The sequence below is a fragment of the Candidatus Pelagibacter bacterium nBUS_49 genome (assembly GCF_051200925.1).
Classification (GTDB): Bacteria; Pseudomonadota; Alphaproteobacteria; order Pelagibacterales; family Pelagibacteraceae; genus Pelagibacter.
This window is the reverse complement of the sequence record NZ_CP172837.1, coordinates 569,429-585,132: the sequence shown is the minus strand read 5'-3', so window position 1 is coordinate 585,132 and position 15,704 is coordinate 569,429. Positions and strand designations below refer to the sequence as shown.

Annotated in this window: 13 protein-coding genes, 1 tRNA gene and 1 pseudogene; 7 read left to right on the top strand and 8 right to left on the bottom strand. The window is 30.2% G+C overall.

Annotated features, from left to right (window positions below):
• Positions 1-16: 16 nt before the first annotated feature.
• A complete protein-coding gene (locus tag ACIJYF_RS03195) occupies positions 17-2,245 on the top strand; it encodes a lytic transglycosylase domain-containing protein (protein WP_435117695.1) in 2,229 nt (742 codons plus the stop codon).
• On the opposite strand, the gene ACIJYF_RS03190 is transcribed toward ACIJYF_RS03195, so the two are convergent.
• Positions 2,246-2,337, bottom strand: a tRNA-Ser gene (locus tag ACIJYF_RS03190).
• Positions 2,338-2,403: 66 nt separating this feature from the next.
• Here ACIJYF_RS03190 and ACIJYF_RS03185 point away from each other — a divergent pair.
• The 6 genes from ACIJYF_RS03185 to ACIJYF_RS03160 are packed head-to-tail and all read left to right on the top strand — an operon-like array spanning position 2,404 to position 9,069.
• A complete protein-coding gene (locus ACIJYF_RS03185; protein ID WP_435117693.1) occupies positions 2,404-3,657 on the top strand; it encodes a sarcosine oxidase subunit beta family protein in 1,254 nt (417 codons plus the stop codon).
• Positions 3,657-3,932, top strand: coding sequence for a sarcosine oxidase subunit delta (locus ACIJYF_RS03180; RefSeq protein ID WP_435117691.1), 276 nt, complete (start codon positions 3,657-3,659; stop codon positions 3,930-3,932). Before ACIJYF_RS03185 ends, ACIJYF_RS03180 begins: the two co-directional genes overlap by 1 nt.
• A gap of 1 nt (position 3,933) precedes the next feature.
• A complete protein-coding gene (locus ACIJYF_RS03175) occupies positions 3,934-6,939 on the top strand; it encodes a sarcosine oxidase subunit alpha family protein (RefSeq protein ID WP_435117689.1) in 3,006 nt (1,001 codons plus the stop codon).
• Positions 6,932-7,495: a sarcosine oxidase subunit gamma family protein gene (locus ACIJYF_RS03170; protein ID WP_435117687.1), complete on the top strand. Its 564-nt coding sequence runs from the start codon at positions 6,932-6,934 to the stop codon at positions 7,493-7,495. The genes ACIJYF_RS03175 and ACIJYF_RS03170 overlap by 8 nt, the downstream gene beginning before the upstream one ends.
• A gap of 34 nt (positions 7,496-7,529) precedes the next feature.
• The gene (locus ACIJYF_RS03165) at positions 7,530-8,297 is read left to right on the top strand and encodes a transporter substrate-binding domain-containing protein (RefSeq protein ID WP_435117685.1); all 768 of its coding nucleotides are present in this window, start codon (positions 7,530-7,532) and stop codon (positions 8,295-8,297) included.
• 40 nt (positions 8,298-8,337) lie between these two features.
• The gene (locus tag ACIJYF_RS03160; RefSeq protein WP_435117683.1) at positions 8,338-9,069 is read left to right on the top strand and encodes an amino acid ABC transporter permease; all 732 of its coding nucleotides are present in this window, start codon (positions 8,338-8,340) and stop codon (positions 9,067-9,069) included.
• Between the two features lie 3 nt (positions 9,070-9,072).
• Here ACIJYF_RS03160 and ACIJYF_RS03155 read toward each other — a convergent pair whose 3' ends face one another.
• The 7 genes and pseudogenes from ACIJYF_RS03155 to gatC form a co-directional block, all read right to left on the bottom strand.
• The gene (locus ACIJYF_RS03155) at positions 9,073-9,552 is read right to left on the bottom strand and encodes a thermonuclease family protein (RefSeq protein ID WP_435117681.1); all 480 of its coding nucleotides are present in this window, start codon (positions 9,550-9,552) and stop codon (positions 9,073-9,075) included.
• Positions 9,515-10,885 (bottom strand): MATE family efflux transporter, encoded by a 1,371-nt coding sequence (locus ACIJYF_RS03150; protein ID WP_435117679.1) that lies wholly within the window; start codon positions 10,883-10,885, stop codon positions 9,515-9,517. The genes ACIJYF_RS03155 and ACIJYF_RS03150 overlap by 38 nt, the downstream gene beginning before the upstream one ends.
• An 8-nt stretch (positions 10,886-10,893) precedes the next feature.
• Positions 10,894-11,801 (bottom strand): annotated as a pseudogene (locus ACIJYF_RS03145) (rhodanese-related sulfurtransferase).
• Entirely contained in the window at positions 11,801-12,451 is a 651-nt protein-coding gene (locus ACIJYF_RS03140; protein ID WP_435117677.1) for an O-methyltransferase, read from the bottom strand. Before ACIJYF_RS03140 ends, ACIJYF_RS03145 begins: the two are co-directional and overlap by 1 nt.
• Before the next feature lie 3 nt (positions 12,452-12,454).
• Positions 12,455-13,930, bottom strand: a complete 1,476-nt coding sequence (gatB, locus tag ACIJYF_RS03135; RefSeq protein ID WP_435117675.1) for an Asp-tRNA(Asn)/Glu-tRNA(Gln) amidotransferase subunit GatB — start codon at positions 13,928-13,930, stop codon at positions 12,455-12,457.
• Entirely contained in the window at positions 13,930-15,387 is a 1,458-nt protein-coding gene (gatA, locus tag ACIJYF_RS03130) for an Asp-tRNA(Asn)/Glu-tRNA(Gln) amidotransferase subunit GatA (protein ID WP_435117673.1), read from the bottom strand. Before gatA ends, gatB begins: the two co-directional genes overlap by 1 nt.
• Positions 15,387-15,674 (bottom strand): Asp-tRNA(Asn)/Glu-tRNA(Gln) amidotransferase subunit GatC, encoded by a 288-nt coding sequence (gene gatC, locus ACIJYF_RS03125; protein WP_435117671.1) that lies wholly within the window; start codon positions 15,672-15,674, stop codon positions 15,387-15,389. The genes gatA and gatC overlap by 1 nt, the downstream gene beginning before the upstream one ends.
• Between the last annotated feature and the right edge of the window lie 30 nt (positions 15,675-15,704).

Here is a 15,704-nt window from a genome sequence, read left to right as displayed (position 1 = left end):
CATATACTAAAACATTATGCTTAAAAAATTATTATTTATTGGCTTGTTGATATCAATCTTAATAAACTTTAATTACGTTTTAGCTGAAACACCTTTAATAATTCCTATTCAAAAACCTTCTCTAACTGAAAAAGAAATAAAGAAAAAAATATCTAAAAATATTTTAAAACCGATAAAGAAGCCCAAAAAAACTGAAAATATTGAAATAAAAGAAAAAAAAATTACAGAAGTTAAAAAGATAAAAAAGGTTAAGAAATTATCTTTTAAAATTCCAAAAAAGAAACCATCAATAGCTGGATTAACTAAATCTAGAAGTATTAAAATCTCAAAATATTACAGCAAAAAAGATTTTAATATTGCAAGAAAAGCAATATCTGAAATGCAAAAAAGTAGATGGACATCATCACTAAAAATTGCAAAAAAAGCTAAAGATAAATCAATATATAATTTTATTCAGTGGAGATACTTATCAACTCCAGGTAACCAAGCTTCTTTTTTTGACTACAAGGTTTTTATAGATAAAAACAGTAATTATCCTAGAATGGATAAATTAAGATCTCTTGCAGAACATAAACTATCAACATCACAAATATCTCCTAAAAAAATAATCAATTGGTTTAATCAAAATGAGCCTGTTTCAGGATATGGAAAAATGATACTTGGTGAAAGTTATATTCTAACTGGAAATAAAGCTAAGGGAACAAATCTAATAAAAGAAGGGTGGATCACAGCAAAATTATCCAAGAATGAAGTAAAATTTTTTAGAAAAAAATATAAAAAATATCTAAATGCAGAAGATTATATCAAAAGAGCTGATTATCTTGCTTGGAATGGTAAATATTGGGATCTTAAAAGGATAACACGATACCTGCCCAAAGATTATGAACTTTTATACACTGCAAGACAAGTATTAATAAGTAAAGGCTATGGAGTTGACCAAGCAATTAAAAATGTCCCCGAAAAATTTAAAAATGATGCGGGATTAAATTTTGATAGATTAAAATGGAGAAGGAAAAAAGGCCGAGTAGACTCTTCTGCAGAAATTTTACTTAAAATTACAAATGACAAGGATTATCTTGTTATACCTGAAAAATGGTGGAAAGAACGTGAAATTATTTCAAGAGCACTAATTTATAAAAAAAAATACGAGACTGCTTATAAGATTTCAAGTAACCATGGAATGACTGAAGGATCAGATTTTGCGGCTGCTGAATGGATGAGTGGCTGGATTGCATTAAGCTTTTTAAACGATCCACTATTAGCCAAGGATCATTTTAAAAATTTTTATAACAATGTTAGCTACCCTATTAGCACATCTAGAGGTGCATATTGGCTTGCAAGAGCCTTTGAGAAATTAGGTGATAAAGAACAGTCTAGTAGATGGTATCAAGAAGCAGCAAAATACCTAACAACATATTACGGCCAATTAGCTTTTTTAAAATTAAATCCAAATGGAAAATTTGAATTAGAAAAAGACACGATGGTTGATAATAAATATCGACTTATTTTCTTTAATAATGAATTAGTTAAAATAACGTATCTTTTGGACGAATTAAAAAAAGATAAATATACTAAATTTATTTTAAGACACCTTGCAAACGATGATATAAAAAAAGGTAGCGAAATATTAGCTGCTGAACTTGCAACAGATATAGAAAGGTATGATTTTGCAATACAAGTTTCAAAAATTGCTTCCTATCAAAAAAGATTTCACAATAAATTTAACTATCCAATAATAAGCACTCCTAAAAATATTAATGGTCGAAAAATTCCTGAAAGTGCTTTTATTCTATCTATTATTAGACAAGAAAGTGAATTTGATTTAAGCGCAAATAGTCATGCGGGTGCAAAAGGATTAATGCAGCTGATGCCCTACACTGCTAAACTAGTTTCAAAACAAGCTAAGCTTCCTTATTCAAAATCAAGACTAACTACTGATCCTGAGTATAATATTAACCTAGGGTCCCATTATATAGCGGGTTTAATTTTACAATATGATGGCGCCTACCCCTTTGCTGTAGCTGCCTATAACGCAGGTCCAAATAGAGTTAAATATTGGAAAAAAATAAATAAAAATCCTCAAAAAAAACAGATAAATTATGTCGATTGGGTTGAGTTGATAAAGTTTAGAGAAACAAGAAACTATGTTCAGCGAGTATTAGAGAATTATAATGTGTATAGATATATACTAGAAAAAAAACCAATCCCTATGAAAGATTTTTTTAGAGACCACCCATTATTTTAGTGGCGGAAGAGGAGGGATTCGAACCCTCGGTACAAGTTTCCCCGCACGGTCATTTAGCAAACGACTGGTTTCAGCCTCTCACCCACTCTTCCACTGCGACATTGATATATCCGATTGTATTGAATATTCAATATTTATAAAGTAATTATTGGCTAATAATGAAAAACAATTACTCAATATTTTCACTGATTAAAAATGCTTTTAGTTACCATGAAAACTGGCAAAGAGCTTGGAGAGACCCTACACCAAAAAAAGAATATGATGCAGTTATTGTTGGTGGAGGTGGTCATGGTTTAGCCACAGCTTATTATTTAGCAAAAAAACACAATATGAAAAATATTGCTGTTGTTGAAAAAGGATGGATTGGTGGAGGTAACACGGGAAGAAACACCACAATAATTAGATCAAATTATTTGTGGGACGCAAGTGCTGGACTTTATGATCATGCATTAAAAATTTGGGAAGGTTTATCTCAAGAGCTTAACTATAATGTAATGTTTAGCCAGAGAGGAGTTATGAATCTAGCTCATAACCTTCAAGACGTTAGAGATTTAAAAAGAAGAACTCATGCCAATAGATTAAATGGTATTGATGCAGTTTACCTTAGTACTGAAGAAGTTAAAAAATTTTGTCCAATTATAAATACATCACAGGATATTAGATACCCTGTATTAGGAGGCACTCTTCAAAGAAGAGCTGGTACAGCAAGACATGATGCTGTTGCGTGGGGTTACGCTAGAAGCGCTGATGAACTAGGTGTAGATATAATTCAAAATTGTGAAGTAAAAGGAATTAAAAGAAATGGTGATAGTGTAGAAGGTATTGATACTACAAAAGGTTTTATTAAAACAAAAAAAGTTGGTGTAGTAGCAGCTGGTCACTCTAGCGTTATTGCAAATATGGCTGGCTTAAGATTACCCCTCGAAAGTAAACCATTACAAGCTTTAGTTTCGGAACCAGTTAAACCAATAATTGATACTGTTGTAATGTCTAATGCAGTGCATGCTTATGTCAGTCAATCTGATAAAGGTGAATTGGTAATAGGTGCAGGGACTGATGATTATGTTTCATATTCCCAAAAAGGTAGTCATCAAATTGTTGAGGGAACACTTAATGCAATTTTAGAACTTTACCCAATATTTAGTAGGATGAGAATGCTTAGACAATGGGGAGGAATAGTTGATATTTGTCCTGATGCTAGTCCAATATTAAGTAAAACATCTATTAAAGGTCTATATTTTAATTGTGGATGGGGAACAGGTGGTTTTAAAGCAACACCAGGTTCAGGAGATTTGTTTGCGCACACTATAGCTAATGATGAACCTCACAAATTAAATGCTGCTTTTAATTTAAATAGATTTGTAAGTGGCGACCTTGTTGATGAACATGGTGCTGCAGCGGTTGCTCATTAATGTTTATTATAAATTGTCCATATTGTGGTGAAAGAGATCATCAAGAATTTAAGGCTGGTGGTGAAGCTCATATAGAAAGACCCAAACAACCAACAGAACTAAGTGATGATGAATGGGCAGAATATTTATTCATGAGAAAAAATATAAAAGGTGTTCAATTTGAGAGATGGATCCATGCACACGGTTGTAGAAAATGGTTTAATATGGTGAGAGATACATCTAATGATGAAATTAAATCAATCTATAAAATGGGTGAAAAACCTCCTTCAGAATAATATGTCTTCAAACTTAAGAATAAAACCTAGCAAATTTATTGATGAAACTATTAGAATTTCTTTTAAATTCAATGGAAAAACTTACCACGGATTTAAGGGAGATACACTCGCATCTGCCCTACTTGCTAACGATGTTCATTTGGTTGGAAGAAGTTTTAAATATCACAGACCAAGAGGAATTATGACTGCTGGCTCTGAAGAGCCAAACGCAATAGTTCAAATAAATAATGGTACAAATAGAACAGAACCCAATGTAAGAGCTACGGAAGTAGAAATTTATGAAGGTTTAGAAGCTTCAAGTCAAAACTGTTGGCCTAGTGTTAATTTTGATATAGGAGGAATTAATAATGCTATCTCAGCTTTTTTACCAGCTGGATTTTATTACAAAACTTTCATGTGGCCTGCAAGTTTCTGGGAAAAATATGAATATGTTATCAGACACTCAGCAGGACTGGGTAAATCACCAACAGAAAAAGACCCTGATGTTTATGATCACAGATATATTCATTGTGATGTACTGGTGGTTGGAGCGGGTATTTCAGGAATATTAGCTGCAAAAAATGCTGCTAAAAATAATTTAAAAACTTTACTTGTTGATGAAAAAAACGAATTGGGTGGATCAACAATATATCAAAACAGAGAATTTAATAAAATTGAAAATCAAAGTTCATCTGATTGGCTTAAAAAAGAAATAGAAGAATTAAGAAATATTAAAAATCTTGAAATTAAGACAAGAACTAGCGTTGCTGCATTTCATGGATACAACTATTTATTAGCAAGAGAAAACTTGACAGATCATTTGGAGAAGAAAGATAAACAAGGAAAAATTAGACAAAGATTATTAAAAATAAGAGCTAAAAAAGTTATTCTTGCAACAGGTGCTTTGGAAAGACCACTTATATTTAATAATAATGACAGACCAGGAATTATGCTTTCATCAGCTGTTAAAAAATATGCTGACTTTTATGGTGTAGTTTCTGGTAAAAAAAATATTTTCTTTACAAATAATGATAGCGCTTATGAAAGTGCTTTTTGTCTTCACAACAAAGGAATAAATGTTGAGGCTATAATTGACATTAGAGAAAGTTCAAACTCTAAAATAGTTAAAGCTGTGGAGAAAGCTGGTATCAAGATTTATTGGTCTAGTACAATAGTTGATACAACAGGCTATAAAAGGTTGAATAGTGTTTCAGTTATGAAATTATCTAATGATGGTTTATCAGTAACTGGCAACAAGATGAATATTTATTGTGACTGCTTAGGTGTTGCAGGCGGCTGGACACCTGCTGTACATTTATTTACACAATCAGGTGGTAAATTGTCTTTTGATGAAAATGACAAAGTATTTTTACCAAATAAATACCCCTCTGAACAATTGAGTGTTGGGTCTTGTAATGGTGATTTTGAGATAAAAGAAATTATCAAAAATCTTTCTACTAATTTAAAAAATTTTTTAAAGATTGATAAAACAGATTTTGAAAATATCAATGTTGAAAGTGAAAAAGAAATCTCAAAAAGAAATATTTGGCTTTTACCATCAGATAAACCAATTGGAAAAACTAAACCATTTGTTGATTATCAAAATGATGCAACTGCAAAAGATATAAAACTAGCCCTAAGAGAAGGATTTAGATCAATAGAACATGTAAAAAGGTACACAACAACTGGTATGGGAACTGATCAAGGTAAACTTGGAAATATGCATGCGCTTGGAATAATTGCTGATACAGCTGGAGTTAAAATGGGTGAACTTGGAACTACAACTTTTAGACCTCCCTACACACCTTTAACATTTGGAACAATTGTTGGAAGAAATGTTGGAGAATATTTTGATGTATTTAGAAGAACACCAATGAATGATTGGCACATTAATAATAAAGCAGAATTTGAAAATGTTGGTCAATGGAAAAGGGCCTGGTATTACCCTATTAATGGTGAAAGCATGCATGAAGCTGTTCAAAGGGAAAGTGTTGCTGCAAGAGAAAGTGCAGGACTATTAGATGCCTCAACATTAGGTAAAATTGATATTCAAGGTAGTGATGCATCAGAATTCTTAAACAGAGTTTATACAAACGCATGGTCAAAACTTGGAATTGGTAAGTGCAGATATGGTTTAATGTTAAATGAAGACGGTATGGTTTATGACGATGGTGTCACTACAAGACTTGGTGAAGCTCATTATCTAATGACAACAACAACTGGTGGTGCTGCTAATGTTTTAAGTAAACTTGAAGATTACTTACAAACTGAATGGCCTGAACTCGATGTTTATTTAACTTCAGTTACTGATCATTACGCTACAGCTAGCATTTGTGGTCCAAATAGTAAGAAAATATTAAATAAGATTATTCCAGATTTAGATTTATCTGAAGAAAGTTTTCCTCATATGTCATTTAAAAATGCTCAAATTGGAAATATCGAATGTAGAATAATGAGAATTAGTTTTACTGGGGAACATAGTTACGAAATCAATGTTCAAGCAAATTATGGAAGAGCGCTTTGGGAAAAATGCATGGAAGCTGGAAAAGAATTTAATATCACTCCATATGGAACCGAAACTATGCACTTATTAAGAGCTGAAAAAGGATTTATTATTGTAGGTCAGGATACCGATGGAACTATGACTCCTATTGATCTTCAAATGGATTGGATAGTAAGTAAAAAGAAATATGATTTTATTGGGAAAAGATCTCTTTACAGATCAGATACTATGAAAGAGGAAAGAAAACAATTAGTGGGGCTTTTAACTGATGACCCAAGCATAGTTTTGGAAGAAGGAGCTCAAATAGTTTCTGAAATTAATCAATCGCCAGTTAACATGCTAGGACACGTAACTTCAAGCTACTACAGCCCAAATTTAAAAAAATCTATTGCTCTTGCAGTTGTTAGAAGTGGAAAAAATATGATGGGTAAAAAATTATTTATACCCATGGAAAATAAAACAATTAATGTAACCGTTGCTAATCCAGTTTTTTTTGATGCAGAAAATAAGAGGCTAAATGCTTAATTATAATTCACCTATCAATAATTACATAGAATATAACGATATATCGGTTAAAGAAGTTTCTCCTATAATGAAACTTAACCTTAGAGGAAAAAAAAGAGAATTCTTTACAACAATAGGTAAGCATTTGGATATGATTTTACCTACAGAAGCAAATACTTCATCATCTAGCTCTAAACTTACATCTATTTGGCTAAGCCCAGATGAATGGATGGTAATATCTAACGAGATAGTTAAAAAAGATACAAATAAATATGATGTTGAAGAAAGTTTGTATAATGATATTTCAAAAACTAATTTAGGAGCTGTAATTGATGTATCAGATCACTTTGTAATGCTAGAATTAGAAGGAAAAAATATATATGAATTATTTGCTTCAGGTAGTCCATTTAATTTTAATGAATTCAAAGAAAAAAAAGGATCTACGACACAAACATTATTAAACAACATTGATGTTATAATTCAGAATAAAGGTAAAAATTTAGTTAATTTATTTGTTAGACGATCATTTTCAGAGCATTTGTACTCTTGGATTAATGATAGTGCGTCAAGGTTATAAGGTTATTTTTAATTATTTGTAGGTAAAAGAAGTTATGAAAAAACTTATCTTACTTGCACTTATGGTGCTTTTACCCCTTTCAGTTAACGCAGAATCTAAACTAGATCAAATATTAGCATCTGGTGAATTAAAAGTTGGAACTACAGGTGACTGGGATCCAATGACAATGAAAGACCCAGCAACAAATAAATACAAGGGTTTTGACATTGATGTGATGAATGAATTAGCCAAAGACATGGGAGTAAAAATTACTTTTGTTCCAACAGAATGGAAAACTATAGTTTCAGGAATTACTTCAGGTAGATACGACATTTCAACGAGTGTTACTAAGACTCCTAAAAGAGCAGAAGTTGCTGGTTTTACTTCAACATATTACAAATATGGAACGGTACCGCTAGTTCTTAAAAAAAATTTAAAAAAGTTTTCAACTTGGGATTCTTTAAATAAAAATGGTGTTAAAATAGCAACAACACTAGGAACTTCTCAAGAGCAAAAAGCCAAAGAATTTTTTCCAAACTCTACTTTAAAATCAGTTGAAGCCCCAGCTAGAGACTTTCAGGAAGTTTTAGCAGGTAGAGCTGATGGAAACATTACAAGTTCAACAGAAGCTAATAAGCTAGTTATTAAATACCCACAATTAGCAATAGTTCAGGATGGCGAAAAAAATCCTGCTTTTCTAGCTATGATGGTTCCAAAAAAAGATAGTGTTTGGAATGAATATGTGAGCAAATGGATTGAAAAGAAAAAAAGCTCTGGTTTCTTTGAACAGCTGTTAGCTAAATATAATCTTAAAAGTTTATAATCAATTAGATATTAATAATTAATTATCTATAATTTTAAGAGTGAAAAATATATTTTTTTTACTCTTAATATTTCCTCTCGCTTCTTGTACAGATCAAGAATTGGGATGGTTTATTATTTCACCTAACAATGTTGAAGGATTAACAAATCTAAAATTCTTATTAAGTGGATTAACTACAACAATTTTCATCTCTGTAGTGTCTATTGTTATATCTATGATATTAGGTTTTGTAGTTGCTATCCCCTCTTTAGCAAAAAACAAATTTTTAACTTACATAAATATTGGTTATGTTGAGATTGTAAGAGCTGTACCATTATTAGTTTTAATTTTATGGATCTACTATGGTTTACCAATAATGACTGGTATTAGCTTTAGTCCATTTGTTTCTGGGATAATTGCTTTAGCTATAAGTGAAAGCGCTTTTCAAGCTGAAATTTTTAGAGCAGGAATTAATTCAATAAAAAAAGCACAATGGGAAGCCGGAAGTTCATTAGGTTTAAATTTCTTTAAAAGATTAAGGCTAGTAATACTTCCTCAAGCAATAAAAAATATTTTACCGGCTATTGGAAATCAATTTGTTTATGTGCTTAAAATGTCATCATTAGTTTCTATAATTGGTATCGGTGATTTAACCAGAAAAGCTAATGAATTAGTTGTTACCACCTATAGACCATTAGAAATCTATACTTTCTTAATATTAGAGTATTTAATTTTAATATTAATTGTTTCTTTCTTTGTCAGAAAATTAGAGAAAAATTTAAAAACAGATTAAATATTAATTTTTTTTTCGCCAATCCCATGGATAATCAAATTCCATTGACCACATACCGAGTTTATTAAATTTAGCATAATTTTCATCAAGTATGAATTTTTTAGAATATCTTCTATAAGCAAAAGCATAACCACTTCTTACTAAAAAACTTGATAAACTCTCATTATTTACAAAACACTCAGCTAATGTTCTTCTGTATTGATCTTTACCTTCATTAACGCAGTTAACATTATTATCAGCAATCTTATCTATAAGAATTTGTTTGGCTGTTAATCCACATGGTTTTTTAACTCCTTGTTTAATACAGGTTTGTTTTAATTCTGGAGTATCTATGCCACTAAATCTTATTTTCTCACCATTTACTTTGATGGTATCTCCATCTGTTATCTTAATATCTTGAGATTTAATATCTGTATAAGTAAAAAAAAATACTAATATGGAAATACTAATAACTAAAATGGCTTTTCTTTTGCTTAAATACATTATTTAAAAAATACCCAATGAAAATTATTAGGGCAATACCCATAATCCAATTAGTTGCCATTATTGTGTAAAATATATCATTATAATCACCACCTCTAATATTAATCACATACCATAAAGATATAAATGGAAATGCAGTTAACCTAAGTATGCTCAAATATAGGCTATAAATTGGTTTTTTAAGTGCTTGGAATACTGCTGTAGTGATAAAAAATACTGGATAAATAGGACCAATTAAAGCTGCAACTTTAAGATAAAGCGCTCCATGTTTGATTGCTTCAGTATTATCAGTAAATTGAGATACAAAAAATTCTGCACCAAAAAATAATATTATTCCTGCTCCAATCATAAATGAAGAGCCAAATAAAAGAGCCTTTGTATATAATTCTCTTATACGATTAAACTTCTTTGCACCAAAATTTTGTCCCCCTATTGATAGTACAGCGGTATTTAAACCAATAACAGGTAATAAAAAAACCTGCTCAACCCTTAAAGCAGAACCATAACCAGCGGTAGCCATTTCTCCAAATTGTCCAATAAAGTATAAAATATTAAATATGCCAACTCCTATAAAAAGCATACTAAACATTATAGGGAGTGCTTGAGAAAATAATTCTCTCAACATATCTAATTTAGGAATAAAACACTGTATGTATAAATATTTTCTTAATTTACATGAGTTAATTTTATAAGCTAAATAAAATGTTCCAATAGATTGAGAAATTACTGTTGCAATAGCAAGTCCACCTATACCAAAAGCAGGAATAAACCCGTAACCCCAAATAAATAATGGATTTAAAAAAATATTTAAGAAAAAACTAAAGATTAATACATTTCTATAACTTTTTGTATCACCTTGAGCATTAAGAGCACCATTTAAAGAAATTTGTATCATCACAATAAAAGTACCGTAGAAAATTATATCTAAATATTCTCTTGTTAAGGCAATGCTTGAAACATCAGAACCCATTACACCTAAAAGATAATTAGAAACATTTAATCCAAATAATGTGACTATGACGGATGTTAATATTGCAAAAATAACTGATTGAGCAATAAATAGTGATGCTTTATTAAATTTCTTTTCTCCTAATAAATTACCAATACATGCATTTGTTGCAGCACCTATTCCTACACCAACTGCAATAATTACAAAATATATCGGAAATGATTTGGCTATTGCACCTATAGCTTCTGCTGAAATTCTACCTGCAAACCAAGTATCAACTAAATTATAGAAAGTCTGAAACAAAGAACCTACGCTTGCAGGTATCGTTACTTTTCTAAGAAGATCCCAAATAGGGTCTTTTGTTAAATTTATTTGTTTAGACAATATGTTTTCTATTTAAATTCTTTCTGAAATATATGCTTTGAACCACTCTTTTTAGCAAGATTTATTTGTTTCTGTCTCATTCTAAATCTGGCTTTTTGAGTATCAGTTAAATTATCGTGACAATTTGGGCAAGAAACACCCTCTTCATATTTTTTAGATTTTTTATCTTTTGGTGAAATTGGCTTTCTACAACCACTACACATAAAGTAACTTCCAACTTTTAACTCATGTTTAAGACTGATTCTATTATCAAAAACAAAACATTCACCTTTCCACAAACTATCTTTTTCCTTAATTTTTTTAAGATAATTTAAAATACCACCATTCAATTGGTAAACATTTTTAAATCCTTTCTTTTTCAAATAAACAGAAGTTTTTTCGCATCTAATTCCCCCAGTACAAAACATAGCGACAGGTTTGTCTTTTTTAAGCTTCTTTAGATATTTAGGAAAGTCCCTAAAATTATCAATGTCAGGATTAACTGACTTTTTGAACGTCCCAACATCAAACTCAAAAGGTTTTCTTGTATCTATTATATGTGTATCTTTTTTTTGGATTAATTTATTCCATTCTTTTGGATCTAAATGTGTGTCTAAATTTCTTTCTTTAGCATTTAAAGTTAAGTTCATAGGAACAACTTCTTTTTTAATTTTTACTTTTGGTTTGTGGAATGGTTGAAAACTAGATTTAGATTTATTGCTGTTATCAAATTCTTTGAAAGAAAATATTTTTTTTAGTTTATTAATAGCACTTTTTATATTTTTGTTATCACCAGAAATTGTTCCGTTTAAACCTTCGTTTGCAATAATAATAGTGCCTCTAATTTTTTTTTCAATTAAAAAATCTTGAAGTAAAACTTTTTTTTTTTTAAAGATCTAATATTTTTAAATTTATAGAAACCTAAAACTTCAAACATTATAATATTCTACAAACAGTCATACCATCACCCAATGGTACTATAATTTGTTCTACTCTTTTGTCATTTGAAACATATGAATTAAATTCCCTTATATTAATGGTATATTTATCTAGATTATCTTTATCGACAACTTCACCATGCCACAAAACATTGTCGATGATTATCAATCCACCTTTGTCTACTAGCTTTAAAGATCTTTCATAATATTCTTTATAATTCATTTTATCTGCATCAATAAAAACCATATCAAATTTATTATTTTTTAATTCATTTAAACTTTCAAGAGCAGGTTTTATTTTCGTTTCAATCTTGTGATCTTGATTTGCTTTTTTGAAAAAATTTAAAGCAACCTTATTAGTTTCTTCATTCTTATCCAGCGCTATAAGTTTACCATCATTTGGTAAAGCTAATAAAATTGAAAGTGCACTAAGACCAGTAAAAGTTCCAATTTCAAGTACATTTTTAATGTTCGAGATTTTTATAATTAAATGAAGAAAATAACATTGTGATGGATCAACTTGCATCCTTTTAATGTCACCTAATGTATTGTTATAATCAATTATTTCTTGCTGAACTGGATTTAATGTTAAGCCAAAATCATTGATATAATTTTGTAATTTTTCTGTTATTTCTAGGTTTGCACCCATCTATTAAAGTTTTTTCTTTAATATCTCATTGATCAATTGAGGATTAGCCTTTCCACCAGAAACTTTCATTGCTTGACCCACAAAAAAACCAAAAAGTTTTTCTTTACCATTCTTATATTCAATAGCTTTTTCACGATTATCATTAATTATCTTGTCAATTAAAGCTTCTAAGGCCTTAGGATCACTTTCTTGTTTTAAACCTTTTTCTTCAACAATTACTTGGGGATCTTTGTCTCCTTTCATCATTAATTCAAATATTGTTTTAGCTATTTTTCCAGAGATTGTGCCATTTTTAATCAGATTAATTAACTTAGCTAAATTTTTTGCACTTATAGGGCTTTCCAATATTTCTAAATTTTTATTATTTAAAACTGCAAATAATTCACCTGTAATCCAGTTCACCGCTAATTTCATATCACGGTTCTTGCCCATTTTTGCAACAACTTCTTCAAAATATTTTGCAGTTTCAATATCTGATACCAAAATTGTAGCCTCATAAGCAGATACTTTAAACTCATCTATAAATCTTTTCTTTTTATCATCTGGTAATTCAGGAATATCAGATTTTAATTGCTCAATAAATTCATCAGTGACTTCTAATGGTAATAAATCTGGATCTGGAAAATATCTATAATCATGAGCATCTTCTTTAGATCTCATTGATCTTGTTTCATTTTTTTTAGTATCAAATAATCTTGTTTCTTGATCAATTGATTTACCTTCTTCTATTAAATCAACTTGTCGATTAGCCTCATAATCAATTGCCATTTGCATAAATTTTATAGAGTTAACATTTTTAATTTCGCAACGAGTACCTAGTTCTTTACTGTCTTTTAATCTTACAGAAACGTTTACATCGGCTCTTAATGAACCTTCCTGCATATTACCATCACAAGTACCTAAATATCTCATTATAGATCTTAGTTTTTTAATATAAGCGCTTACCTCATCTGGTGTTCTTAAATCAGGTTTGCTAACTATTTCCATTAAAGCAACACCTGATCTATTTAAATCTACTAAAGTATTTTGTGGATCCATATCATGAATACTTTTTCCAGCATCTTGCTCTAAGTGTAGTCTTTCAATACCAACTTCTTTTTGTCCATTAGGCATATCAAGAATAACTTTTCCCTCACCTACTATTGGATATTTAAATTGAGAAATTTGATATCCCTGAGGAAGATCAGCATAAAAATAATTTTTTCTATCAAAAACTGATCTCTTATTAATTTGTGCTTTTAAACCAATACCTGTTTTTATTGCTTGTTTCACACAGTATTCATTAATTACAGGCAACATTCCAGGAAAAGCAGCATCAACCAAACTCACTTGAGTGTTAGGTTCTGCACCAAATTTTGTTGAAGAAGATGAAAATAATTTTGAATTAGATGTTACTTGCGCATGTACTTCAAGACCAATAACAACCTCATAAACATTGTCATATCTTTCAATCAAATATTCTGAATTTTCTTTAGTCACTATTTAATCCACCAATCAGTAATTTTATTTTTAAAATTAATCTTATCTTCCATTGCGTAAGCTAAGTTTAAGATTTCTTGTTCTTGAAATGCCTTTCCAATAATTTGTAATCCTAAAGGATATCCAGCTGCATCATGCCCTGCTGGTATAGATATAGCGGGTAAACCTGCTAAATTTACAGGTACAGTAAAAATATCATTTAAATACATTGAAACTGGATCATTTTTCTTTTCACCTATTTTAAATGCTGAACTTGGAGTTGAGGGTGTTAAAATTGCATCAACTTTTTTATACGCTTCATCGAAATCATTTTTAATCAACTTTCTAACTTTTTGTGCTTTCAAATAATAAGCATCGTAATACCCTGATGATAGTACGTAAGTACCAATCATTATTCTTCGCTGAACTTCAGCCCCAAAACCTTCTGATCTTGTTTTTTCATACATATCAATTAAGTTCTCCCCTTTTGCTCTAAAACCATACTTAACACCATCATATCTAGCTAAATTTGAAGAAGCTTCTGCTGGTGCCACAATATAATAAGTGGGTAAAGCATAACTTGTGTTAGGTAATGAAATATCAATTATTTCAGCACCACAATCTTTTGCGTATTCAATTCCTTTTTTCCATAAGTCTTCAATTTCTGTAGGCATACCTTCTACTCTATACTCTTTGGGTATTCCTATTTTTTTTCCTTTAATATCTTTTGTTAAATCTTTGCTATATTGGGACCTTTTAAAATCAATTGATGTAGAGTCTTTGTTATCATATGTACTAATCACCTCCTGTAATAAAGCACAATCTTCAACATTTTGAGACATAGGACCTGCTTGATCTAGAGATGATGCAAAAGCAACTATTCCATATCTTGAACAACTTCCATAAGTTGGTTTTAAACCTACCGTGCCAGTAAATGAAGCAGGTTGTCTAATTGATCCCCCGGTATCAGTTCCTATTGTAATAGGTGTTAATTGACCACTAACTGCAGCAGCTGAACCACCGGAAGATCCACCTGGAACTAATCCTTTATCAATTGGGTTTTGAACATTTCCATAAAAGCTAGTTTCGTTAGAAGATCCCATTGCAAACTCATCACAATTTAATTTACCGAGTATAATACCTCCTTCAATCCAAATGTTTTTAGTAACAGTTAACTCATATGTGGGAACAAAATTTTCAAGAATTTTACTACCAGCTGTCGTTCTTATATCCTTAGTACAAAAAAGATCTTTGACAGCCATTGGTATTCCTGGAAGTTTTAAATCAAGATTTGGTTTTTCGTCAAATTTTCTGGCTTTATCAATAGCATTTGAAAAATCTTCTGTAATATAAGCATTTAATTCTTTTGATTTTTCAGAACGATCTACAAAAGCTTTGGTTACTTCTTCAGAAGATAGTTTCTTTTCTTTAATATTTTTAACTAATGAAGATAATGTTTGATAAGTTATATCTGACATTATTCAACAACCTTTGGAACTACAAAAAAATCCTCATTGTCTTCAGGTGAATTTTTTATGATCTGTTCTCTTATATTTTGATTTTTAACTTCATCAGATCTAAATTTTAAAGTTGTTTCTGCTACAGATGTAAGTGGCTCAACATTGTCAGTATTTAATTCATTTAATTTTTCGATAAAATTGAAAATAGAGTTTAAATCACCAGCAAGTTTTTTAGCTTTTTCTTCATCAACTGAAATTCTTGATAGTTTAGATATATGTTTTATTGTTTTAAGATCAATGCTCATATGGTATTTAAATATGTCGCAAACTATCAC